Genomic DNA, 25,371 nt, shown 5'->3' with positions numbered 1-25,371 from the left:
TTTATTTCTTTTTGGTATAAAATAGAGGAAGGTGGGAGAGGGTTTGGAGATCAAGGTCAAACCTGAACAACTCGAACAAATTGCCAAAAACATATCAGAGATGCAAACACACAGCCAGAACATACAACAAAATCTCAATCAATCTATGTTTAGTATTCAAATGCAATGGCAAGGAGCAACGAGTCAGCATTTTTATGGGGAATATATGAGATCAATGAGACTCATGGAATCTTACATACGTAACTTACAAGTTACAGAAAAAGAATTACGGCGTATCGCTCAAAAGTTTCGTCAAGCAGATGAAGAATATCAAAAGAAACAAAATGAAAAATTGAAAGAAACCCATAAAACAGAAAAGAAACATGTAAAATCATGGTGGGAAAAGGGAGTAGAAGGAGCAGCTGAATTCATTGGAATAAATGATGCAATTCGTGCAGTTACCGGTAAAGACCCTATTACAGGAAAAGAATTATCATCAAAAGAAAGACTCATCGCCGCAGGATGGACGCTCCTAAACTTTGTTCCTGTTGGAAAAGTGGCAAGTCTTGCTGGAAAAGGAATAAAGTATGTCGCTTCTAGCTTTGGGAAGACAATTGTAAAAGCAGGAAAAAGACTAGGCGAAGGCGTAACAATGGTAGCCGGAAAAGCTGGAAAAGCAGCTGTTGATGGCATAAAAACAGCCAGCCACAAAGTAACAGAAGGTGTAAACTTTGTAGCCTCGACAGCAAAAGGCTTTGCCGATAAAATCGGAAGCCTATGGAACAAAGGTGCCACAACCGTAAAAACAACTTTCTTGCAGGGAAATGAAAAGATCCAGCACGCAGTAAAAACATTGCTGGAGTACAAATGGATCCCAGGTGAGGGAAAAGGCTTCGCCATGGCTGGAGTAGGAAATTTCTCAGGAGGAGGACAGTATTCTCTGAAAGAGGCTTATCAGTATATGGAGAGTAAGGTTGTTAAGGGTACGGGTAATCCTCCTAAGATAACGGAAATACAAGAGGGGGACCTTGGGAAGCACATTATTAAAGGGAAAAATGGAAGAAAAGAACTGGCACCAAACGTGCGTTATGTTACCGAGGATGGTTATAAATATACAACAGATGAGCTTGGTAGAATAGTAGATGTTGAGGCAGGAGAATTAATACTTCAAAAAGGAAAACGAAACAAAGGAATGCAAGTGGCAGCAGGCCGTGAAGATAGGTTACCTGATGATGATGGTGGCCACTTGATAGGAACTCAATTCCATGGTTCTGGAGATATAGATAATTTAATTGCTCAAAATAGACAAATTAATCGCTCTGGTGGAGAGTGGTATAATATGGAGCAAGAGTGGGCTAATGCGTTAGGTGGAAAGCCTCCTAAAAAAGTAACAGTAAAGATTGAACCAGTTTATCAAGGAACGTCACTAAGACCAAATTATTTTGAAATAGTTTATGAAATAGAAGGAAAAGGGATATTTGAGAAAACGATTAGAAATCGCGCAGGAGGTTGATTAAAGTGGAAAAAGAAATGAACAAGTTGTATAGAGAAATAGCTGAAACGGTTAATGAAATGATTCCAGAAGAATGGGAGAAATTTTATTTTTATGCTCAGATATCGGAAACTGGAGGGGGGACGTACTTTTTTTATAATACACCTGAAAATAGACAATGCTTTAATTATAGTGTGAAAATCCCATTTAACTATGCTATTGATAAAGAAGAATTTAAAAAAAATAAAAGAAAGCTGTTTGAGTTGAGCGACGAACTAAGAAATGTTTTTAAAGATAATCAGCAAGAACTTTGGTATTCCTTTACAATGACTCTTGAGAGTAGTGGGAAATTTAAGATGCATTATGATTATACAAATTGGTTCGATACAGAATATGGTTTTAGTGACCAAATGATTATTTGGAAAAATAAATACTTAGGAGAAGTACCAAATGATAGAGAATATAAAGCGTTAATCGATAAATATCATAGTGAATTTCCGAATAATCCTATTTAACTAAATGAAAGACAGAAAAAATAATAGGGCGTTTGAAAATAAATACTCCATGATGGTTGTACCATCATAGAGTGTTATGTGCAATGATAGAATAGAAAATAAAGTACGAGCTTAGGCGAGATGACATTTTACCGAGCGATAAATATAAACACATGGAATGTATATTAAACTAACAAGCTCGTACAAACTCGTAAGTTTTAATATAGTATTTGTCATGATGTACAAAAGGCGTCATACTGTTACTACAAAAGTTACAAATTTACGCTACTTAAAAACATATGAACTTAAAGCACTTGATTGTCAATTAAAGGCAACAAGTGCTTTTTTGCGTTTTAGCGTAGAAATTTAAAAGAGCACTATAATTTTATAAGTGCATTAAGTGTTAAATTTTTATTGTTGTTTTATAGACTGTAGTGGCTGTGAACAGTGTACGACGATAGTAGAGGAAAAAATAAAGGGTTGTGTTACTTTTTGAAGTCATCGTAAAGTACGTTTTAACGGATGGACGTTATGCACATGTTATCCGCAAAAAACGGGTAAACGTTACAGGGACTTTAATTGCTGTAACGGGAAGGGACTTAATATGGAAGAAAAAGTAGTTGGTTATGTACGAGTTTCAACAGAAGGACAAGTACGTGAAGGGTATAGCCTAACGTATCAAGTAGAAGAAATTGAACGGTACTGCATTGAAAATAAACTACAGCTGCTTCACATATACGAAGATAAAGGAATTAGCGGAGCGACAGTAGATGAAGATGGATTAACAGTTGAACGTGAAGGCTTACAAGAATTACTGTCAGATATGACGTGTCATCAAGTAAGCAAAGTTATTGTACTAAATACATCTCGGTTATGGCGCTCTGATATGGCAAAAGTGTTAATACAACGAGGGCTAAAGAAACATGCAGTTGATGTGAAAGCAATTGAACAACCGAATTATAGTATATATACACATGACCCAAATGATTTTTTAGTAAATGGTATGTTAGAGCTATTAGACCAATACCAACGTCTTGAGATTGTATTAAAGCTAAGTCGAGGTAGAAAGAAAAAAGCGGAACAAGGTGGATATGCAGGTGGCGGTGTGATGTTTGGTTATAGAGTAAAGAAAGGACAAAAAGTGTTAGAAGTGGATACTAATAAAGCAATCGTTGTACGTAGACTATTTGAGCTACGACACTTTTGTAAGCATTGGTCACTTACTCAATTGGCAGAAAGACTGAATATGGAAGGCTATTGTACAGAGAAAGGGAAGCGGTTTACGAAAGTACAAGTTAAACCCATGTTAGACCGAGAGAACTTTTATCGAGGGGTATATACATACGGGCAAATACAAACAAATGGGAAACATCCAGCAATTATTTTATAAACTCACTTAAAAAATTAGCTCATTTTACTATACATACTACTAGAGTGATGAAAATGGATAGGCTTGCGTACCTATGCGCATCGAAAGATGAACGCTCGAACTAAGGTTGCCGACATTTTTATATATGACTAAATCATTGAATAGAGGGATGAGTTATGCATAATAGACAAAACTATTTGTATGTAGGAGTAGATTTACATAAGGAGCATCACACGGCTGTTATGATTAATTGTTGGCAAGAGAAATTAGGAGAAATACAATTTGATAATAAACCATCTGCATTTTCAAAGTTCTTATTAGAAGTAGAGACATATGTGTGTGATGGGATAATTGTTGTATTTGGTTTAGAAGATGTTGGTGGTTACGGAAGAGCCAAGTGATGATACAAAAAAATGATAGTTGGGATGCGGAATGTGTGGCACGCATATTGGTAAACAAATTTAATCAATTGCCAGATGCAAAGCCAAACGATTTATTTTGGTCGATACAACAATTGGTTTCAAGAAGGAATGCATTAGTAAAAGCACAAAGTGCATTAAAGAACCAATTACATATTCAATTAAACCACCATTATCCAAGTTATAAAAAGTTTTTCTCAGAGTTAGATGGAAAAACAGCATTAGCGTTTTGGCAGCAATATCCGTCACCCTCTTGTTTAGAGGGGGCAAATATAAAGCAATTAACAGCTTTTTTATTAGATGTTAGCAACAATACATGTTCAGTAAAGAAAGCAAGCGAAATATTAAAACTTGTAAAAGAAGATGGACATACAATGAAGGAATATCAAGAAACACGAGACTTTTTAGTAAGAAGTATTGTACGGGATATTGAGTTTAAAAAGACAGAAATGAAATACATCGAGAGAGAATTAAAACAGCTAGTAAAACTACTAGATTATCAATTAGAAACGATGCCGGGAATAGAACTTGTGACGGCATCAGCATTAATTGCAGAAATTGGGGATGTAAGGCGATTTCCAAATGCCAACAAATTAGCACGATTTGCGGGGATTGCGCCTGTTTACTTTGGTTCTGGTGGGAAAGGTAAGACACACAAAAGCAAACAAGGCGCTACACGCTTTATTTTATAATTTAGCAGTACAGCAAGTGCAAGTAGCAAAAGGCAGTAAGATGCCACGAAATCCAGTGTTTCATGCGTACTATCAGAAGAAACTAAAAGAAGGAAAAACAAAGGGACAAGCATTGGTATGTATTATGAGAAGGCTTGTAAACATTGTATATGGCATGATGAAATATAAAACAGCTTATGAGTTGCCAGTAGTGGAAGAAAAAGAAGTAGTTTAATAAGGGTTTACATGGTTTGCTTTTTTATTGTGAGGGTTTAAGATTACAACATAGGGTACGGGTAAAATTGATTACGATTTAGCTAAAGATTATATTAGAGATGTAGAGTCAAAAACAGGATTGAAGCTTCATAAAAACCAAGTAGAATAATTAAAGGCTGCTCTAAGGGAACATAAGTATGAAAAAATGACGCCATTAGAAACGTTAAAACACAGAAATAAATTTAACAGTGTGAAAAACAAATTGATAAGTGAATGGGAAGAAAAAACAGGGCAAACATGGCCAAGATATACTGAGGAAGTTTATGATAAAAAAGGTAGAGTAGTAAGGGATATTGGGCAACCCTATGATGCACATCATATTATAGAGAATAATTTTGGTGGGCCTCATGAATGGTGGAATATACATCCTGCTAAATTTCCTGATGAACATCAGGCAGGAATTCATGGTAAAGGGTCACCATCAAATAAATTATTTCCAGGGAGGTAGTTTTAATGGCTGCATTTGATTTTATAAAAAATAGTCATCATAAGTTTTTTAAATTACAAGAAAATGAACTTATAGTGGCAGAAAAGAGACTTGGATTTGCGTTTCCTAATGAACTTAGAAATTTTTACTTAGAAGTTGGCTATGGTTTTATAAAAGGAAATAATGTGGATGCAATAAATAGAATAATGGATCCAGATACTATAGCAGATATTACATTGAGAGAAGGTATTTACGAGTTTGATCCAGATTTAGAGGGGATATACGAGGAAGAAGATAAATTGGTTTTTTATGAAGTAAACGAGGGTGTATATTTAACACTTGATTTGAATACTCCTCAACAAACTCCTGTATATTTTTTTGAGACTCAAATAGCTGATTCATTGGAGGAATTTATACGGAAAATTAATCAGGATACTGAATACTTTGTGAATATGGTTGATTAATACTCTAGTATAGATTAAAAGTCTACAGTAATGAGTAAACAAACGAGAATGACGAAGTTCGTGGTGCTAAAGTTAAATATACACTGACACATAAGACAAGCAAACGAAAAAGCACTTATTTTTGAAGTGGACAGAAAAAGAATAGGCTGTTAGAAAGTACGTACTTCATGATGGTTGGACCATCATGGGGTACTGTGTGCAATGATAGAATAGAAAACAAAGTACGAGCTTAGGCGAGATGACATTTTACCGGGCGATAAATATAAACACATGGAATGGACATTAAACTAACGAACTCGTACAAACTCGTAAGTTTTAACGTAGTAGTTGTCATGACATGTAAAAGGTGTCATACTGTTACTAAAAAACTTACAAATTTATGCTACTTAAAACATATGAACTTAAAGCGCTTGATTGTCTCTGAAAGGCAACAAGTGCTTTTTTCGTCTTAGTATAGAAATAAGATATAATAAAAAAGTTAATATTTTGTTAGATTGAGAAAATAAAAAGTATCTACTAAAAAGCAGCCGTCGATGGTATAAAAACAGCTAGCCACAAAGTAACAGAAGGTGTAAACTTTGTAGCCTCGACAGCAAAAGGCTTTGCCGATAAAATCGGAAGCCTATGGAATAAAGGTGCCACAATCGTAAAAACAACCTTCTTGCAGGGGAATGAAAAGATCCAGCACGCAGTAAAAACATTGCTGGAGTACAAATGGATCCCAGGTGAGGGAAAAGGCTTCGCCATGGCTGGAGTAGGAAATGTCTCAGGGGGAGGACAGTATTCTCTGAAAGAGGCTTATCAGTATATGGAGAGTAAGGTTGTTAAGGGTACGGGTAATAGAGAGGCTGAAGTTCCACCTGCTTTTAGACAAACTGATTTTGCTAGTTCTTATGAAGCAAGGTATAATCAGACACCTTCACCAATTAATTCGAAGGTTGAATTTGAAGGAATCAGAGGAGAATCTTTAAGTACGCTTAAACCACCACCAGACCCTAAATTGAAACGTATATTAGATGAAGCTGGCATTAAAGGTATTCAATATAAAAACGGAGTTCCTGATTTTTCGCCAGTATCAAAGGCTCAAATTGAAATTGACTATATGCTTGGAGGAAAAGGAAATTATGGTACAAAGGCTAGGACATACAATTTTGCTCAAGCAGACCAAAAGTTAGCAGATAAGCTAAATGACTCAGTTGAACTAGCTCGCCAATTTGGAATGGAACCTGGTGGGATTACCGCGAAAGACATAGACAAATATCGAACAAAAAATCAATTAACATGGCATGAAGTAAATGATGTGAAAATAATGCAACTTGTACCGACAGAGATAAATAAAAGATTTGGGCATCTTGGTGGAGTAGGTGAGATAAACGCAGGGGCGTTTGAGCCAGGAGGATTTGCTAAAAAATAAAAAGGAGAAGTAAGATGAAAATAAATGATGCGGTTTTTGGTGAGCTTGAATATGATTTTGTGTGGTCTAAGGATACTAGCATTAACTTTTTGGGAAATGAAGTCGAGATAGCACTAATAGTAAAAGGTGATGAGGATGGTAAGTTTGATGAAGAACAATATGTAGCATATACTTCACTTATGCAAAATTGGGAACAATTACAACAAAGCTTTTTGCAATCAATATTAGACTATTACAAACAAGAGCGTCAGGAACTAGGTTATGATATTGAAGTAAATGAAAACTATCCATTAGTTGAAACAACTAATGAAATATTAGAAATGATAAGTTTAGATGGGATTGTTGTTCCCTATGCAGGTATTTTTGACGGTCGGGATATTGGAATTACATTTAATTGTACATGGGATACAGAAAATGGGCTAGGGATTCGTTTGTTAAATGAAAAAGTAACTGAAGTAGGTTATCAAGACGTTGCAATTTAAAATAGGCTGTTAAAAAGTACATACTTCATGATGGTTGTACCATCATAGAGTGTTATGTGCAATGATAGAATAGAAAACGAGGTACGAGCTTAGGCGAGATGACATTTTACTGGGCGATGATGATAAACACATGGAATGTATATTAAACTAACGAACTCGTACAAACTCGTAAGTTTTAACGTAGTAGTTGTCACGACATATAAAAGGTGTCATACTGTTACAATAAAACTTACAAAATTAATGCTACTTAAAGCACTTGATTGTCGACTAAAGGCAACGAGTGCTTTTTTGTGTTTTAACGTGAAAGTTTAAAAGAGGATTATAATTTTATAAGTGCATTAATTGTTAAATTTTATAGATTGTAATGGCTTTGTACAGTATACGACGATAGTAGAAGAAAAAATAAAGGGTTGTATTATGTTTTGAAGTCATCGTAAAGTACGTTTTAACGGATTTAAGTTATGGACACGTTATCCGCAAAGAACAGGTAAACGTTACAGGGACTAAAATTACTGTAACGGGAGGGAATTTATAATGGGAGAGAAAGTAGTTGGTTACGTACGAGCTTCAACGGAAGGACAAGTACGTAATTGGTATAGTTTAGCGTATCAAGTAGAAGAGATTGAACGTTACTGTAACGAAAATAATTTAGAACTACTTCGTGTGTATGAAGATAAAGGAATCAGCGGAGCGACAGTAGATGAAGATGGATTAACAGTTGAACGTGATGGGCTACAAGAGCTATTGTCTGATATGGCGTATAAACAAGTAAGCTATGTTGTTGTGTTGAATACATCACGATTGTGGCGCTCTGATATGGCGAAAGTATTGATACAATGAGAACTAAAGAAACACGAAGTAGATGTGAAGACAATTGCTTGTTGAGTACAAGAAACGCGAAATCATACAAGTATTGTCCCGTAATAGAGAAATAAAATTGAATAAAGAGTAAAGGAAAAAATCCGTTGTGCTATTTCATAGTACAACGGATTTTTTAAATCACAAAACTCAGCACTTTCTCACCAAATTTTAATGTAAGCTTAATTGTGCTCTCTTTTTTCACCTTTAGTATAAGCCTTAGAAACGAAAGAGATATACAAGGTGAAGGGAGAAATATTACATGCGTATTTTAGTTGTACCATCGGGATTTAAAGAAAGTTTAGGGGCGAAGGAAGCTGCTGATATAATGAAAGAGGGGATTTTAAAAGTCATGCCGTTAGCTACTGTAGAGACTTTACCAATGGTTGATGGCGGGGAAGGTTTTACAGAGGCAATTATAAATATTACTGATGGAAAAATGTATAAAGTACAAGTAACGGGACCTGTTGGAGAAAAGATACAATCTTATTTTGGAGTTTTTGAAACGAGACATGGTGAGCGTACAGCTGTTATTGAAATGGCTGCTGCTGCGGGGCTACGACTTGTACCGAGAGATTTACGTGATCCTAGAAAAACGACTACTCATGGTGTTGGGGAGTTAATAGAATTAGCCTTAAATAAAGGGGTAGATCGTATATTAATTGGATGTGGTGATTCAGGAACATCTGATGGAGGAGCTGGTATGGCTGAAGCTTTAGGTGTAAAGTTTTTAAATGAAGCTGGAAAGGAAATACAAATTCATGGTGGAACCTCTTTATTACAAGTTTCAAAAATAGATACATCACAAGTAGATCCTAGATTAAGGCATGTTCAAATCGATGTTGCCTGTAATTGGTTTAATCAATTATGCGGCGAACAAGGAGTAGCGCGAGTATTCGGTCCGCAAAAAGGTGCTAACAAAGCACAAGTAATAGAACTAGAAAAAGCACTGGAGCGCTATGCTTCTGTTATAAAAAAAGATATGGGTATAGATGTACATCATACACCAGGAAGCGGTGCATCTGGTGGGCTTGGTGCTGGATTACAAGCTTTAATTGGTGCAACGCTTCATCCGAGATACAATATTATTATGAAGTATATGGATTTAAATAAACTATTGTTAGCGTGTGATCTTGTATTTACTGCGGAAGGAAGTATAGATTTTCAAACACCACGTGGGAAAATTCCAGCTGAGGTGGCTAAATGTGCAAAAAAATATGGATTACCAGTAATCGCATTAGTAGGGACAGTCGGTAAAGGTGCACGTATCAATTACGATTATGGAATTGATGCATATACAAGTATATTGCCAATGCCATCTTCATTAGAAAATGCATTTTCTAATGCGGAGAAATGGCTTCGTGATTGCACAGAGAGTACGATGCGTACAGTTTTAGTCGGTTATCAAATCGCTTCTCGGTTGAATAACAGTGGGTACGTATCATGATTGAAAAAAATGTAGTGGAATTACATGTGAATAGTACCGATAATCCGAAAACTAAGCCATCTTGGGTTTTGCCCGTAGCACTTATAGTAATGGTAGAAATAGTTCTTTTGCTTCCATCGTCATTAACGATGGAAGCAAAATGGAGTTTGTTTGGATTTTGCTGTGCAATTATTTTATGGACAACAACAACGATAAATTCGGCCTATATCGCACTAGGGTCTGTCTTATTTCTAATTATTTCAGGAACAGCAAAGCAAGATCTTTTATTCGATTCGTTAGCTTCAGATGTTATTTGGCTGATGATCGGTTCCTTTATTTTAGGAAGGGCACTTCAAGTTACCGGTTTAGCTGAGAAAATGACGTACTTTGTTGTAAATCGTGCTCGGAATATAGCCGGTTTGTGCGGGATTTTGACAATGATTATTCAAATACTCGCCTTTTTTATTCCATCAACATCTGGACGCGCAGCGGTTGTATTACCTGTTTTTCAAGCTATCTCAAAAGAAATTGGGAGTAGAAGAATTACGAAAGCATTAGCAATTTTAATGCCTACTGTTATTTTAGTATCAACAAGTTCTACAATTATTGGGGCAGGCTCACATTTAATCGCCCTAGATATGTTAAAAGAATTTAATAATAAAACCATTACATTTGTAGAGTGGTTAATATGGGGGTTCCCATTTGGAGTCATAATGAGCTGTATAAGTTGTCGCGTAATATTATTTTTATTTTTAGACAAAGAGGAAGTAAAAACAAAACTGAAACAGAAAAAAATTAAGTTTGAATTATCGCGAAATGAGAAGTATACAATTAGTATTTTAATAGCGATGGTCGCTTTTTGGTTAACAGAGTCGCTACATGGTTTGGAAATTGCAACTGTTACGATAATCGGAGTATTTTTATTAACTTTACCAAAACTCGGCGTGATGCAGTGGAAAGAAAGTTTAAAAGGTGTCTCGTGGAACTTAATTCTATTTGTTGGAGCAGCAATTGCATTAGGGAAATCTTTAATGGAGAGTGGTGCAGCGCAATGGATTATGCAAAAGTTATTTTTAGTAACAGAACTAATTAATAAGCAATCCATTTTTATCGTGTTACTCGTAATTGTTATTCTTTCAGTCACATCACATTTATATATTACATCTCACACGACGAGAGCGGTAATTTTTATTCCGCCATTACTATATTTTGCTAGTAGTCTACAGCTTAATGAAGTAGCTGTACTATTTTTAGGGATTGTTGGCATGAATTATTGTTTAACCTTTCCAGTCAGTTCTAAAGCTTTACTTTTATTTCAAGAAAGTGATAGAGAAACTTTTCAATCGCAAGATTTATTAAAGTTAAGTAGCTATTTAAGTGTTATATATATGCTTCTAATGGTCTTATTTTACTATGCATATTGGCAATGGGTTGGATTGTCTCTCTAACAATCAGGAATATATTTCGTTCCTCATTTTTTTCATTAAGTCGGACAGAATACTGGGCATTATTTCTTTTTGAGGAAAGTATTACTTGTTATACTGGAATGGTATGAAAAGATTATATAATGCGGGAGGCTTTTATGGGAGAAAGGATTTTAATTGTTGAGGATGAAGAAAAAATTGCGCGTGTCGTACAGTTAGAACTAGAATTTGAAGGATATGAAAGTGAAATTGCTAAAACAGGAACAGAGGCAATGGAAAAGTTTCACGATAGTAAATGGGATTTAATTTTACTTGATGTAATGCTTCCAAACATAAGTGGATTAGAAGTACTTCGAAGGATACGTTTGAAAAATGCTGTAATACCTATTATTTTATTAACCGCTCGTGACTCAGTTGTTGATAAAGTAAGTGGCTTAGATCAAGGAGCAAGTGATTATATTACAAAGCCATTTCAAATAGAAGAACTTTTAGCGAGAATTCGTGCATGTTTAAGAATTTCAAACGTAAGAAAAGAAGAGGAAAATAGTAGTTATCAAATTGCAGATTTATATTTAGACGAGAAAACACGAGAAGTGAAAAGAGGGAATCATTTAGTGGAATTAACACCACGAGAGTTTGATTTATTACTATTTTTAATGAAGCATGAAAATCAAGTGTTAAATCGAGAACAAATCGTAACGAATGTTTGGGGATTTGATTATTATGGTGATACAAATGTTGTCGATGTATATATTCGATATATACGTAAAAAAGTAGATTGTAATGTGGACGTACCACTTATTCACACTGTTAGAGGTGTTGGGTATGTCTTAAAGGTATAGTATATGAAAATTAAAAATAAAATATATTTATTCTCTACAGTATGGTTACTACTTATTTTGTTACTTATTAATAGTTCTATATACTTTTTGTTTTATAAAGTTACAACGAACGGAGAGTTAGAACGTTTAAAACGTGAGGCAGTACATATTATAGAAGGAATGAATGCTGAATCAGCAAAAGAAATAGACGCAGTAAATCTACTACAGCCATACTTACCTTCAAACGGTATGATTAGAGTTATTAATGAAAATTCAAAGGTAATGATTAGACAAGAAGTGGATAGTGCAAAACCAATCCCAGCAGTAAATGCGAAATTTGAAAGAAAAGAATCGGCGGGAATTTATGAGAAGAATGGTGGGAAATTCGCTTATATAAAAATGCCAATTATTTGGAATGATGGGAAAATCGTTTCATTAGAAATGACAGAACGTTTAGATAGTTTGCAAGAGAATTTAAATATGTTAAAAAATGTATTAGTTATTGCATCGCTTTTCGTTTTAATTCCGTCTTTTTTTGCGGGGAGAATGTTAAGTAAACTCATTTTAAAACCTGTAAATTCTTTAATACAAACAATGGAGCATATACAAGATAGAGGGATATTCAAAAAAATACCACTTGAGAAAAAATCAAAAGATGAATTGCATAAAATGGGGACAACATTTAATAAAATGATAGATTTATTACATCAAAACTTTGAAAAGCAGCAGCAGTTCGTTTCAGATGCTTCACATGAATTGAGAACACCGTTAACAGTTATTGAAAGTTATGCAAAATTATTAAAAAGATGGGGAATGAAAAAACAAGATGTTTTAGAAGAATCTGTAGAAGCGATATACTCCGAGGCAGTAAGAATGAAAGGCATGACAAATCAAATGTTACTGCTTGCCAACAGTAGTGCAGAGTGGAAGTTGGAAACGAAAGAATCAGATTTAGTTCGGTTATGTAAGATGACTGCGGAACAACTAGAAAAAACATATAATCGGGATTTTCGTGTTATTACAGAGGAAGAAAAGATTGTTGTAAATATTGATGAACAAAAAATAAAACAAGTATTAGTAGTATTATTGGATAACGCAATGAAATACAGTAAAGATTCAATCGATTTGATAGTAGGAATACAAAAGGAAAGAATCTTTTTTTCTATTCAAGATTACGGTATGGGAATTCCTAAGGAAGTTATTCAGAAAGTGTTTGATCGCTATTTTCGAGTTGATAAAGCGAGGAGTAGGGAAACAGGAGGAACAGGTCTAGGATTGTCGATTGCGAAACAGATTATTGATGCTCATGAAGGAAATATACAACTGGAAAGTGAAGAGGGAGAATGGACGAAAGTTACCGTATATTTGCCTCGTTTTTTATAAAGAGATAGGAGTTTGAAAATGAAAAAGAAATGGAAGGTTGCATTGTTACTTTGTTTTGTGCTTGTAAGTGTAGCTTTTGTATCACAACGTATTGTTTCTAAGCAAGGAGAAAAAATATTATCTGAAAAACAAATTCAGAATATTGTGTCTGAGCAGTATCCTGGAAAAATAAAAAATATGAAATTAGTAAAAAAAGGGGAACAAGATGTATATAAGGTAAATCTTTTAAATGAAAAAGGCTCATATGAAATAATAGTAGATGCTCAAAGTGGTAACATAAAACGTGCAAAAGAAATATCATTAAAAAGTAATACAATAACGAAAGAAAAAGCGGAAGAAATGGCACTTCAGAAAGTACAGGGGATCATTAAACAAACTATATTAGAAAAAAGAAAGGGGATAGAGGTATTTGTAATATCGGTAGAAACAAATGCTACTCAAAGTACAATAGTTGAGATTGAAAAAACTACCGGGAAAATTCAATTGTTACAGAAACAAACGACAAAAGTTACAGAGCAGCAAGCAAAAGAGATTGCAGTGCAGCAAGTACAAGGGAATGTGAAAGGGATAAGACTAGAGAAAAAGAACGAAAAAAATGTATATGTAATAGAGATAGAGAAAAGTGCAAATGAGAATGTAATGGTAGAAATTGAAGAAGCGACGGGTGCTTTTATTGGTACTTCACAAATACAAAAAGTCGTTACAGAAGAGCAGGCGAAAGAAGTTGCGTTACAAAAAGTACCAGGCGGTTTTATCGAGAAGGTAAGTGTAGTCGATATAAATGGTATGTCTACCTACCAAATTATAATAAAAAAACAAACAGAAACGGTTGATGTAAGAGTACATACAATAACAGGTGAAGTCATGTCTACTACAGCGGTAAATAATGCTATTCAGCAAAAGGAGTCATCTCAACAACAAGATGACGATGATCAAGAAGAAGGTACTGATGATCACGGTGATGATGATGAAGGATAATGAAAAATAAAAGGGGTTTCTCATCAAATTTTAATATAGCCCTTGACAGTTATAAATATAACCGATATACTTCATATTAATTTCAAAAGAAAATATATTCTAAATATTAAAATGTGTTGAATAGGAGTAGTAAGGTCGTATATTTGTACAGAGAGCTATGGGTTGGTGTGACATAGTCAAATGACATCCTGAACTCGCCTAGGAGCAGTAAGGTGGAACGGAATCACATTCTTAGTAAATCTTAACGGTTAACCTTCGATATTAGGTTTGTAATCAAACGATTACTACTAAGGTGGATTCATAATGGAATCAATAAGGGTGGTACCGCGTTAAGTAAATGGCTTAGCGTCTCTTTATATAGAGACGTTGAGCCATTTTTTTATTTTATGGAAATAGAAATGGAGGGTTTATTCGGATTGGTTTAAAAAATTTAATTATTTATATAAAGTAATTTAACTAGGAGGAAAATAAGATGAAACAGACGGAGCAATGGACTTCGAAATTAGGTTTTATAATGGCTGCAGCAGGATCAGCAATTGGACTAGGCGCAATATGGAAGTTTCCTTATATCGCTGGGAAGAGCGGGGGAGGAGCATTCTTTTTAATCTTTATATTATTTACGGTATTAATTGGACTACCACTACTTATAGCTGAATTTATGATTGGGCGCAGTACACAGAAACAAGCAGTTGGAGCATTTAAAAGTATCGCACCTAATACAGGATGGCACTGGATTGGACGCCTTGGCGTTGGAACATGTTTTATACTACTTTCGTTTTATAGTGTTGTAGGTGGATGGGTGTTAATTTATTTATTCAGAGGAGTAACGGGACAACTTATTACTCCGGGACAAAATTATGGAGCATTATTTACTGAAACAATTGGAAATCCCGCTTGGGCGATTATGGGACATTTCGCTTTTATGTTCATTACGATTTGGGTTGTATCAAAAGGTGTACAAAATGGAATTGAGAAAGCAAGTAAATATATGTTGCCAGCATTGTTCGTATTATTTGTTGCTCTTATTGTTCGCTCACTAACACTTGATAACGCAATGAAAGGTGTGAAGTTTTTCTTACAACCAGATTTCTCAAAGATTACTTCAGAAAGTATTTTGTTCGCAATGGGCCAATCATTTTTTGCGATTAGTATCGGGATTTCGATTATGGTCACGTATAGTTCCTATTTAAATAAAAAAGAAAGTTTACCAAAATCAGCAATAACAATTGTTGGATTGAATTTATTTGTTTCATTATTTGCGGGTCTTGCTATTTTTCCGGCCGTATTTTCATTAGGAATGGAACCAACAGAAGGGCCTGGGTTACTATTTATCGTATTACCATCTGTATTTAGTCAAATTCCATTCGGTGGGTTGTTCTTAACGGTATTTCTTGCACTATTTACATTTGCGACATTAACATCGGCATTTTCTCTACTAGAGACAGTTGTTTCAGCATTAGCAAATGGTGAACAAGAAAAGAGAACGAAATTATCATGGATGATCGGTTTCGGCATTTTCTTAGTAGGTATACCATCAGCATTATCATTTGGAGTATGGGGTGATATTACGATTTTCGGAAAGAATATTTTTGATGCAGTAGACTTCTTATCTAGTAATATATTAATGCCACTTGGAGCACTATTTATTAGTATTTTCGTTTCATTCAAAATGGAAAAGAAGGTGCTAGAAGCAGAGTTTTTTGTAGGTGGAAATTATGGAAAGAAAGTATTTATTTGTTGGGCGTTTTTACTTCGATTTGTAGCACCACTTGCAATAATCGTTGTCTTTTTAAATGTAATAGGGATTATTTAACAGAAAATGTTATAATATTCAGTAAAAAAAGAAGGTGATGATTATAAAGACGAATTTGATAGAAGTAGGGAAACACATGAACATTAGAGGGAAAAAGCTATACGTTGAAACGCATGGAAATCCTAAAAATAAACCGGTCTTATACTTGCATGGTGGACCAGGAGAAAGTTGCTATGATTTTTCATTTTATCAAGCGGAACGTTTAAAAGATTCTTTATATGTAATAATGATAGATAAAAGAGGTGTTTGTCGCTCAGAAGAAATTACTGAGGACGAAGCTTTTGGATTAAATGATTTGATTGAAGACTGTGAGGAACTAAAAAAAGTATTACAAATTGAGAAATGGTCTGTCATTGGACATTCTTTCGGTGGATATGTAGCATTGTTATATGCGTCGATATATCCAAGTTCAATAGAGAAAATCATATTTGAAGGGCCAACTTTCGATTTTGCGTTAAAAAGTAGAGCTTTGTTACAAAAGACAGGGAATTTATTACAAAAGTATGAAAAAGAAGAAGTAGCAGAGGAGTCCCTTACTTATTCAGCTAGCGATGCTACTTCAGAAGAGTTGCTAGAAGCCTATATAAGATTAAGCGATGAATTAAAAGAAAAAAGAATGGAGATTTACAATTATAAGGAAGATGTGACAGATGAGAGTTTATATAGTGATGATGAGTGGGAAGTATTTTCAAATCGTTCCAAAATTCATTTTGATAGATTGAAATTAGAAGGAGTATTCCACACTTCATTATTACCTAAGATACAAGATATACAAAATCCAATGTTATTAATTGTAGGAAAACATGATGTAGTAACGTGTGAAAAACAAATTGAAACATTTAATAAAGATGCTCAAAATGGGGATTATATTGTATTTGAAGAGAGTGGTCATACACCGCATTATGAAGAAGCAGATCAATTTGCTGAAATAGTCATTCAGTTTTTGAAATAAAGTAGAAAAGGAGCTTCGTGTAATGCGAAGCTCCTTTTCTTACATTTTGGGATAAGTGATTGTAATATTAGGCCATTTGTTTTGCCAGTTCTTTTTATTAACTCTAGTGTTGTATATATGTAATCGTTCTTTTGTTTCAAGAAAAGGAGCTGTTGGTCTCACTTGTAAGGAAAGAACATCTTCAATACCGCATGGGGCTGTTAATATAACTTTGTTTTTTTCGTCTAATGTAACCCCTAAAGCGGTTGCTGTTTCAGGAAATTTAGAAATAGCATCAACAGAAGAAGAGTACGGTGGCATATTATTCACCACATGCATACGAGCTTGATTCTTTACCGACCAAGGGATAGTAGCATCAATATTCTTTAATTTCGTTTCTAATGATTGTTCGTATATCTCATCTTTATGTAGACTATTATAATAAATTACATCAACATCAGGCATAGTTGTTCTAGCTTCATAGTTATGTAAAGTATCCCAAATTTTAGAGCGAACAAATCCGGCGCAAATCCACCAATCAGGTAACTCTAGTGATTTTGCCATTTGTAATACGTTCATCATCCATTCGTCGTTTTCTATTAAGCGAATTATATCTTGCTCTGTTTGTATAGTCATTTGTTATCCCACCTACTATTTTTATAGAGGACTAATTCATCAGTTTAATAATCCATGTGATCCAGTAAGCACCTGGTATGAATAATAGTTGTGCTAATAACGTACCAAAAAGTCTAGAAATCATTAGCCAACCATACATTTTACTCATTGCTTCTGCACCTTCTTCTGATTGAAGAGCTCGCTCTGTTAAAAGAGCGATACGTGGATCAAGCAGCACTGTTAATAAAATAGTAGCAAACCCATTAATAAGGCCAGAAGCTGTAGTAGCTTTTGTTGCGTAATCTGGAAGTAAAAAGGAAGCGTATAGGGCTGAAAGAACACCAGCTGTATAAATAGCAGTAGCAAACATGTTAATAAGCATAATACGTTTTGGAATACCACCAATGCGTAGTCTATGAATCATTTCTAATTTTGGGAAGCGTACATATTTTTTTGTGTACTTTAATTTTTGAATGTTATTTGTTCTCATCATTCGAATGAAAGAACCGTCTGTTTCAAAGTTTTGAATGACATATCCAAATAGTTTGGTTAAAGTTGGATACAGTATAATCGCAATCAATGTACCGACAGAGGCGGATAATAGAACGAGCCGTATAATATGTTCTAAATTAATGGATGCGTCTCGTTTTGCCTCATCGACAAACCCACTGATTAAAAAGGCTTGTAGCATGTTAGATGTTCTTGAAATGAGTAACACCATGCCTACGACAGACAAAGCAACAGCAATTCTCTTTAAACGCACTCCAGCTAATCGAATACTATAAGAGCTTGTTTCAACCGCATGAATAACAATTGTGAAAGCCATTATAACAATTAACGTAATTGACATTAGATTCACCAGTTTCTATTAAAATAATTGTAACTTTTTTACTTTATCATATGTATTACATTTTGTAACTGAAAGTATGTGACATAGAAGAAAAAATTTCGAAAAGATAAATAATGATAGTATAGTAAAAGGTGGCCATGAAAAAGCCTTCCATATAATATGTAAAGTAAATAGGAGCGGGGGATTAAATGTGTATACAACATTTCTATTTGATTTAGATGGAACATTGACGGATCCGAAAGAAGGAATTGTAAATTCAGTATTGTATGCATTAAAAAAGCTTGGAATTGAAGAATTACATGTAAATGAGTTAGACTCATTTATCGGTCCGCCCATCCAACAATCATTCGTAGAGAGGTACAATATGAATGAAGGGGAAGTTGAAAGAGCTGTTTTTTATTTCAGAGAGTATGTAAAGCAACGTGGATTGTTAGAAAATAATGTGTACGATGGTATTCGAAATCTTTTAAAACAATTAAAAGATACCGGAAATCGTTTATTTATAGCAACTTCCAAGCCTACTATATTTGCTGAACAAGTACTAGATCATTTTCAACTAACGAATTATTTCGAAAGTATCATTGGAAGTAACTTAGATGGTACGAGAATAAAAAAAGAAGAAATCATTGCTCATATTTTACAAACAAATGAAGATTTTAATAAAGAAGAGATTGTTATGATTGGAGATAGAAAACACGATATAATCGGTGCGAATTATAATGGAATTTCCTCAATAGGCGTTTTATATGGCTATGGTAGTGAAACAGAATTGACTGAAGTTGGTGCGACTTATATAGTAAATGATGTAAAAGAACTACGGCATTTTTGTGCAGAAAATAGTTTGGTAAAGAAGTAAATATAGAGACTAACAATCCCTTTATAACGTATGACGATGAAATCGTTTATGTTTAAAGGGATTTTTCATATGTAATCGAATACTTATAATTAGACATTTTTAGCATGAAAAATTTGTATGAATAAGAGGAGGGATGTCAAAATCAAAAGATTAGTAGAATTATATTTATAAAAGTTTGAATTTTCTGTTTAAATGGAGGGGTATAATTGGAGCTAGTTATTATATTATTAGCACTTAGTTTACTAATGTTTGTAGCATATAGAGGGTTTTCTGTTATTTTATTTGCACCGATTTTTGCTTTATTTGCGGTATTTTTGACAGAACCTAGTTTTGTATTACCTTTCTTTTCGAATATCTTTATGGAGAAAATGGTAGGTTTTATTAAACTATATTTTCCTGTATTTTTACTTGGTGCAATATTTGGTAAAGTAGTAGAAATGTCAGGAATTGCGGACTCGATTGCAAAAACAATTATAGAGTTAGTTGGTGAAAAACGTACGATTTTAGCGATTGTATTAATGGGTGCTATTTTAACGTATAGTGGTGTTAGTGTGTATGTAGTAGTGTTTGCTGTATATCCGTTCGCAGCTAAGTTGTTTCGCCAAGCGAATATTCCAAAGCGTTTAATCCCTGGAACAATTGTTCTTGGAGCAGTTACGTTTACAATGGATGCGCTACCTGGATCACCACAAATTCAAAATGTAATACCTACAACCTTTTTTAAAACGGACATTTATGCTGCGCCGATACTTGGTATTGTAGGGGCAATTTTTGTACTCACGTTAGGTTTACTATATTTAGAGAGTAGACGTAAGAAGGCGAAGGTAGCAGGAGAAGGGTATTTTGGTTTTAACGATGGGAATACTGAAATGGCAGCTTCTTTGCAAGTAGAACAAAAAGATATGCCGATGCTTAAAAGTATTGAAATTACAAGAGTACAGCAAGTGATTGCTTTTATACCACTTATTTTAGTAGGTGTAATGAATAAAGTTTTTACTATTATGATACCGAAGTGGTATCCGAATGGTTTTGATTTTTCTGCAATTGGTATGAGAGCATTTGGAAAAGTAGAATTAAGTGCAGTAGTTGGAATTTGGTCAGTAGAATTAGCACTTATTATAGGTATTGTAACAACGTTATTATTATATTGGAAACGAGTAGTAACAGGATTTCAAGCTGGATTGAATACAAGTATTGGTGGAGCGTTACTTGCAACGATGAATACAGGTGCTGAGTTTGGATTCGGTGGGGTAATTGCAGCACTTCCAGGTTTCGCGATTATGAGAGACGGCATTTCTGCCACATTCACGAATCCTTTAGTGAATGTGGCAGTAACGACGAATATTTTAGCTGGAATTACAGGTTCTGCATCAGGAGGAATGGGAATTGTTTTAAGTGCGATGGGAGATAAGTTTATTGCAGCGGCCAATCAATTTGATATTCCATTAGAAGTAATGCATCGTATCGTGTCAATGGCATCGGGAGGAATGGATACATTACCACATAACGGGGCTATTATTACTATTCTTACAGTCACAGGTTTAACACATAAACAGTCGTATAAAGATATTTTTGCTATTACAATTTTGAAAACGGTTGCTGTATTTTTAGTAATTGCATTCTATACTGCAACAGGAATTTATTAAGTCGGTATTTTATAAACTAAAATATAAATTAGGGTAAGAAGGGGTGGAGTACTTGCAAGATGTTGCTGAGTTTCGTATGCCGAAGTCTGTATTATATGGAAGAAATTCGCTTGAAAAGCTGGGGGAACAATCTAAGAAGTTGGGGAAAAGAGCGTTTATAGTTACGGATACAATTATGGAGGATTTAGGATATGTTGAGAGGTGTATACAACAATTAAATACGAAAGGTATAACTGTTATTACATATAATAAAGTAAATGCTGAGCCTACAAATATACACGTGTTAGAAGCGTTAACACTTTGTAAAGAAGGAAAGTGTGATTTTATTATCGGTATTGGTGGTGGAAGTTGTATTGATGCTGCGAAAGCAGTTGCGGTGTTATATACAAATGGTGGAGAAGTGGAAGATTACGTCCAAAAAGATATGGAAATAGAAAACGATCCGCTACCACTAATTGCAATCCCAACAACTTCTGGTACTGGATCGGAAGTAACAAGTGTAGCAGTAATTACGAATAAACGAACAGATGTAAAAATGATGATGAAGCATCCGAGTTTTACCCCACAAGTAGCGATTATTGACCCAATTTTAACGCGTTCGGTACCACCTCATATTACAGCAGCAACAGGGATAGATGCATTATGTCATGCAGTCGAAGCATATATATCTAAAGTTTCACAATCGCTTACCGATGTACTTGCACTTTCCGCTATTGAAAGTATTATGAAATATTTACGTATTGCATATGAAGATAGAGAGAATATGGAGGCAAGAGAAGCGATGATGATTGCTTCCTTACAAGCTGGAATCGCATTTTCAAATGCATCTGTTACGTTAGTTCATGGAATGTCAAGGCCGGTAGGAGCGTTATTTCATGTACCACATGGTATATCGAATGCAATACTATTACCTACAGTTTTAGAATATACAAAAGTTAGTGCAGTAAAAAGACTAGCAGAAATTGGACGTTGTATAAATAAAGATTTGTATTCCTATTGTGATGAAGAAGTAGCCGACTACACGCTGAGGGAAATAAAAAAACTTTGTTTTGATCTTCGTATCCCAAATTTAAAAGAATACGGAATTGGTGAAGTTGAATTTGAAACAGCTATTTCTAAAATGGCATTGGATGCAATTGAAAGTGGAAGTCCAGCAAATAATCCACGTGTGCCATCATATGATGAAATTAAACAGTTGTATCGAGAATGTTTTCATTATCAATATGAAGATTCTATAAAAACATCCAATAATTAATTTCAGAATATTCTTATAAAATTTCCTTGGAAATAGTTAAAACAAGACTTTATATTATAAACGTAAAGTCTTGTTTTATTATGTATAATATACATAATAAAATGTTGTGATTAGTTTTATAAAACAGTATAAGGTGGGTTTGTTGTAATGAAAACAATAGGTTTAATTGGTGGTATGAGTTGGGAATCAACTTCTGAATATTATCGAATCATAAATGAAGAAATAAAAGAGAGATTGGGAGGGTTACATTCAGCAAAATGTATGATTAATAGTGTGGACTTTGAAGAGATTGAGCGATTCCAGTCTAACGGAGATTGGAATGGAGCAGGAGAAATATTAGGAAATGCAGCATATTCGTTACAGAGGGGAGGAGCAGATTTTATAATTATTTGCACAAATACAATGCATAAAGTAGTTGAGAAAATAAAGAAGAATATTCATATTCCAGTCTTACATATCGCTGATGCAACTGCGAAAGAAATTAAAAGGAAAGATATTCAAAAGGTTGGTTTGCTTGGAACTAAATATACAATGGAGCAAGATTTTTATAAGTTACGCATAGAAGAGAATCATATAAAAGTAATGGTTCCATCAGAAAAGGATAGAGATAAAATAAATGAAGTAATATATAAAGAATTGTGTTTAGGAAAGATAACATCCCAATCTAGAGAGTATTATAAAAGAGTTATAGAAGAGCTAGTAAAAGAAGGGGCACAAGGAATCATATTAGGTTGTACAGAAATAGGGTTATTAATAAAACAGGAAGACATATCCATTCCGGTATTCGACACAACTTATATACATGCAGTTGAAGCAGTTAATTTCGCTTTACGAAATAGATCATAATTATATTATGTAATCTAGTTCGTGTTTGTGGAAAACATTCTGAAAATACTTTATAATGTAAGTGGTTACATTTAAGGAGGAATGCGTATGTTTTCAGTTCAACCAATCGCATTTGTACATAATAAAAGAAAGGAAATAAAAGATGATGAGTGGGGAGAAGTAAGATCCTATATTACTTTAACTGAAATATATACAGAGGAAAGTATACAAGGGATTGAAGATTTTTCTCATATTGAAGTTGTTTTTTATTTTCATAAAGTAACTGATGAACAAATTCAATATTTTGCTAGACATCCTAGAAATAATAATGATTATCCTAAAGTAGGCATTTTTGCACAGCGCGGGAAAAATCGTCCGAATCGCATAGGAACCACAATTGTAAAGGTGATCAAAAGAGAAGGTAAATCAATTATTGTTGAGGGATTAGATGCTATTGATGGCACCCCTATATTGGATATAAAGCCGATAATGAAAGAGTTTATGCCGAAAGAAGAAATTGTACAGCCTAAATGGGCAACAGATATAATGAGAGAGTATTGGAAGGGGAATGGAGTAAAATGAGAATATATGAGGCAACAATTGCAGATTTAGATGGACTAGCATCAGTTTTTAATAACTATCGTATGTTTTATAGACAAGATTCCGATTTAGAAGGAGCAAAAGTATTTTTGCGAAATCGAATAGAGAGAAAAGAATCCGTTATTTTTGTAGCAGTTGAAGACGGTGAATATATAGGCTTCACACAATTATATCCATCATTTTCTTCCATTTCGATGAAAGAATTATGGATATTAAATGATTTATTTGTACAAGCCACTAAGCGCGGAGCAGGAACAGGTAAAAAATTACTAGAAGCTGCTAAAGAATTTGCATTAGAAAATGGTGCAAAAGGTGTAAAATTACAAACGGAGATTGATAATTTATCAGCACAGCGATTATATGCTGAAAATGGTTATTTGAGAGATAATCGTTATTTCCATTATGAATTAACGTTTTAAAAAAATATAAGATTAAAAGAGATGCTTTCATTGTGAAAACGTCTCTTTTAATTTGTATTATTGTTGATTTAAAATCCAATTTGTAGCATCTTCAAAGTTTTCTGCAATGTAGTTTGGTTCAATATGTGCCCATTTGTCTCGGTACGTATGTAAAGCATCATATCCAGCGCCTGTTCGAACTAATATCGTTGTCGCATGTACTGTTGCTCCTGCAACGATATCAGTCCAGCGATCACCAATTACAGCGCATTTTGTTAAATTAAGCCCGTGTTTTTCAGCCGCTTGCAGCAGCATACCTGTACTTGGTTTACGGCATTCACAACCATCACCGTGTTTATGAGGACATACGTATATATCATCAAAACCGAAGCCTTCTAATTCTTGTACAAAATCAGCTACAGTCGCTATCCCATCTGCGATACCTGGTTGATTTGTGAAAGAGAAAATTTTTATATTTTGAGCTTTTAGTTTTTGCAGAGCTGCTTTTGTGAAAGGAAATAATGTAAAAGAGCCTGGATAATGTATTGTAGTGTCACCGCCAATTGTACCGTCACGATCAATAAAAATAGCTTCGATGTTTGTCATAGTTTTAGTCCTTTCCATTTATAAGTAGTTTAAAAATGTTTTACAAATCGATATCCATTTACTTCATATCCTAATTTTTTGTAAAAAGGATGTGCTTCTACTCTTTTTGTTCCACTGACTAGCCATGTGCCGATACAATTATGTGTCTTTGCTAATTGTTCTGCATAATCCATTAATACTTGTCCAATGCCTTTCCGTCGTATTGTAGAATTAACGCTAATAATTGAAATCTCCCCATAACGAGTTATATCTTCTAAATTTTCACGTATACGAAACCCAAGTAATCCACATATGGTTTCTTCTTCCTCATAAACATATAAAAAATCAAAAGGACTCATTTGTACGAATTGCAATCGGTTGTTCATATCTTCATAGGAAATAGAAGAACCTTTTAATTCTTTCGCTAAAGAACAAAGTGCATCTATATCGTCTATTGTAGCTTCGCGAATTTGAAAAGACATATAATCCACTCCAATAAAATGTAATCAAACATTAAATATTCTGTTAAAAAGTATGTATTCCTGCTATGAAAATAAATATTTTATAATGATATATAGATAGTTATATGTTATTCTTTTCCTTGATTTTATTGGAAATGG

Annotated in this window: 23 protein-coding genes, 3 pseudogenes and 1 other annotated feature; of the genes and pseudogenes, 22 read left to right on the top strand and 4 right to left on the bottom strand. The window is 34.2% G+C overall.

Features of this window, described 5'->3' with window-relative positions:
* Positions 1 to 43 precede the first annotated feature (43 nt).
* The 16 genes and pseudogenes from ILT06_RS18670 to ILT06_RS18595 all read left to right on the top strand — a co-directional run bounded on the left by ILT06_RS18670 (position 44) and on the right by ILT06_RS18595 (position 17,142).
* Positions 44 to 1,492, top strand: coding sequence for a WXG100 family type VII secretion target (locus ILT06_RS18670; protein ID WP_222655357.1), 1,449 nt, complete (start codon positions 44 to 46; stop codon positions 1,490 to 1,492).
* Positions 1,493 to 1,497: 5 nt separating this feature from the next.
* Positions 1,498 to 1,986 carry an antitoxin YezG family protein gene (locus tag ILT06_RS18665; RefSeq protein WP_061663665.1) on the top strand — a complete coding sequence of 163 codons (489 nt, stop codon included), beginning with the start codon at positions 1,498 to 1,500 and terminating at the stop codon, positions 1,984 to 1,986.
* 583 nt (positions 1,987 to 2,569) lie between these two features.
* On the top strand, positions 2,570 to 3,355 hold the full coding sequence (locus ILT06_RS18660) for a recombinase family protein (RefSeq protein ID WP_098103682.1): 786 nt from the start codon (positions 2,570 to 2,572) through the stop codon (positions 3,353 to 3,355).
* 155 nt (positions 3,356 to 3,510) lie between these two features.
* A pseudogene (locus ILT06_RS18655) lies at positions 3,511 to 4,659 on the top strand (IS110 family RNA-guided transposase).
* Positions 4,660 to 4,713: 54 nt separating this feature from the next.
* Positions 4,714 to 5,148: pseudogene (locus ILT06_RS18650) on the top strand (hypothetical protein); the annotation flags it as partial.
* Between the two features lie 5 nt (positions 5,149 to 5,153).
* Complete coding sequence (locus tag ILT06_RS18645) at positions 5,154 to 5,591, top strand: SMI1/KNR4 family protein (RefSeq protein WP_064477386.1); 438 nt, start codon at positions 5,154 to 5,156, stop codon at positions 5,589 to 5,591.
* An 808-nt stretch (positions 5,592 to 6,399) separates the two neighbouring features.
* The gene (locus ILT06_RS18640; protein WP_222655406.1) at positions 6,400 to 7,005 is read left to right on the top strand and encodes an HNH endonuclease; all 606 of its coding nucleotides are present in this window, start codon (positions 6,400 to 6,402) and stop codon (positions 7,003 to 7,005) included.
* A 14-nt stretch (positions 7,006 to 7,019) separates the two neighbouring features.
* On the top strand, positions 7,020 to 7,487 hold the full coding sequence (locus ILT06_RS18635; protein ID WP_002141600.1) for a DUF2004 domain-containing protein: 468 nt from the start codon (positions 7,020 to 7,022) through the stop codon (positions 7,485 to 7,487).
* 534 nt (positions 7,488 to 8,021) lie between these two features.
* Positions 8,022 to 8,324 (top strand): annotated as a pseudogene (locus ILT06_RS18630) (recombinase family protein); the annotation flags it as partial.
* Positions 8,325 to 8,607: 283 nt separating this feature from the next.
* Entirely contained in the window at positions 8,608 to 9,792 is a 1,185-nt protein-coding gene (locus tag ILT06_RS18625; protein WP_222655355.1) for a glycerate kinase family protein, read from the top strand.
* On the top strand, positions 9,789 to 11,219 hold the full coding sequence (locus ILT06_RS18620) for an SLC13 family permease (RefSeq protein WP_098111642.1): 1,431 nt from the start codon (positions 9,789 to 9,791) through the stop codon (positions 11,217 to 11,219). Before ILT06_RS18625 ends, ILT06_RS18620 begins: the two co-directional genes overlap by 4 nt.
* Before the next feature lie 134 nt (positions 11,220 to 11,353).
* Complete coding sequence (locus ILT06_RS18615) at positions 11,354 to 12,037, top strand: response regulator transcription factor (RefSeq protein WP_064477383.1); 684 nt, start codon at positions 11,354 to 11,356, stop codon at positions 12,035 to 12,037.
* Between the two features lie 3 nt (positions 12,038 to 12,040).
* A complete protein-coding gene (locus ILT06_RS18610) occupies positions 12,041 to 13,399 on the top strand; it encodes a HAMP domain-containing sensor histidine kinase (protein WP_222655354.1) in 1,359 nt (452 codons plus the stop codon).
* Between the two features lie 18 nt (positions 13,400 to 13,417).
* Complete coding sequence (locus ILT06_RS18605; RefSeq protein WP_222655353.1) at positions 13,418 to 14,377, top strand: PepSY domain-containing protein; 960 nt, start codon at positions 13,418 to 13,420, stop codon at positions 14,375 to 14,377.
* Between the two features lie 107 nt (positions 14,378 to 14,484).
* Positions 14,485 to 14,733: a binding site (T-box leader), on the top strand.
* 116 nt (positions 14,734 to 14,849) lie between these two features.
* Positions 14,850 to 16,190 carry a sodium-dependent transporter gene (locus ILT06_RS18600; protein ID WP_064477380.1) on the top strand — a complete coding sequence of 447 codons (1,341 nt, stop codon included), beginning with the start codon at positions 14,850 to 14,852 and terminating at the stop codon, positions 16,188 to 16,190.
* A gap of 37 nt (positions 16,191 to 16,227) precedes the next feature.
* Positions 16,228 to 17,142 (top strand): alpha/beta fold hydrolase, encoded by a 915-nt coding sequence (locus ILT06_RS18595; RefSeq protein ID WP_222655352.1) that lies wholly within the window; start codon positions 16,228 to 16,230, stop codon positions 17,140 to 17,142.
* Between the two features lie 39 nt (positions 17,143 to 17,181).
* On the opposite strand, the gene ILT06_RS18590 is transcribed toward ILT06_RS18595, so the two are convergent.
* Together ILT06_RS18590 and ILT06_RS18585 are read right to left on the bottom strand one after the other, a co-directional pair.
* On the bottom strand, positions 17,182 to 17,757 hold the full coding sequence (locus ILT06_RS18590) for a nucleotidyltransferase family protein (RefSeq protein WP_000155288.1): 576 nt from the start codon (positions 17,755 to 17,757) through the stop codon (positions 17,182 to 17,184).
* Between the two features lie 31 nt (positions 17,758 to 17,788).
* Positions 17,789 to 18,586, bottom strand: coding sequence for a lipid II flippase Amj family protein (locus ILT06_RS18585; protein WP_000028920.1), 798 nt, complete (start codon positions 18,584 to 18,586; stop codon positions 17,789 to 17,791).
* A gap of 190 nt (positions 18,587 to 18,776) precedes the next feature.
* Here ILT06_RS18585 and ILT06_RS18580 point away from each other — a divergent pair, with 190 nt between their 5' ends.
* The 6 genes from ILT06_RS18580 to ILT06_RS18555 all read left to right on the top strand — a co-directional run bounded on the left by ILT06_RS18580 (position 18,777) and on the right by ILT06_RS18555 (position 24,187).
* Complete coding sequence (locus tag ILT06_RS18580; protein WP_064477379.1) at positions 18,777 to 19,442, top strand: HAD family hydrolase; 666 nt, start codon at positions 18,777 to 18,779, stop codon at positions 19,440 to 19,442.
* A 206-nt stretch (positions 19,443 to 19,648) separates the two neighbouring features.
* Complete coding sequence (locus tag ILT06_RS18575; RefSeq protein ID WP_222655351.1) at positions 19,649 to 21,088, top strand: GntP family permease; 1,440 nt, start codon at positions 19,649 to 19,651, stop codon at positions 21,086 to 21,088.
* Between the two features lie 52 nt (positions 21,089 to 21,140).
* A complete protein-coding gene (gene eutG / locus ILT06_RS18570; protein ID WP_064477377.1) occupies positions 21,141 to 22,343 on the top strand; it encodes an alcohol dehydrogenase EutG in 1,203 nt (400 codons plus the stop codon).
* A gap of 147 nt (positions 22,344 to 22,490) precedes the next feature.
* Entirely contained in the window at positions 22,491 to 23,189 is a 699-nt protein-coding gene (locus tag ILT06_RS18565; RefSeq protein WP_088046794.1) for an aspartate/glutamate racemase family protein, read from the top strand.
* An 87-nt stretch (positions 23,190 to 23,276) separates the two neighbouring features.
* Positions 23,277 to 23,750: an SAM-dependent methyltransferase gene (locus ILT06_RS18560; RefSeq protein WP_064477375.1), complete on the top strand. Its 474-nt coding sequence runs from the start codon at positions 23,277 to 23,279 to the stop codon at positions 23,748 to 23,750.
* The gene (locus ILT06_RS18555) at positions 23,747 to 24,187 is read left to right on the top strand and encodes a GNAT family N-acetyltransferase (RefSeq protein WP_061679521.1); all 441 of its coding nucleotides are present in this window, start codon (positions 23,747 to 23,749) and stop codon (positions 24,185 to 24,187) included. Before ILT06_RS18560 ends, ILT06_RS18555 begins: the two co-directional genes overlap by 4 nt.
* Before the next feature lie 57 nt (positions 24,188 to 24,244).
* Here the strand turns inward: ILT06_RS18555 and ILT06_RS18550 are convergent, their stop codons facing one another.
* Positions 24,245 to 24,772 carry an HAD-IIIA family hydrolase gene (locus ILT06_RS18550; protein ID WP_064477374.1) on the bottom strand — a complete coding sequence of 176 codons (528 nt, stop codon included), beginning with the start codon at positions 24,770 to 24,772 and terminating at the stop codon, positions 24,245 to 24,247.
* Positions 24,773 to 24,801: 29 nt separating this feature from the next.
* On the bottom strand, positions 24,802 to 25,233 hold the full coding sequence (locus tag ILT06_RS18545) for a GNAT family N-acetyltransferase (RefSeq protein WP_000009770.1): 432 nt from the start codon (positions 25,231 to 25,233) through the stop codon (positions 24,802 to 24,804).
* Between the last annotated feature and the right edge of the window lie 138 nt (positions 25,234 to 25,371).

The organism is Bacillus sp. 17RED48, from assembly GCF_019837545.1.
Taxonomy (GTDB): Bacteria; Bacillota; Bacilli; order Bacillales; family Bacillaceae_G; genus Bacillus_A; species Bacillus_A wiedmannii.
Note: the sequence above shows the minus strand (reverse complement) of the source record. Positions and strands in the feature narration are given on the sequence as shown.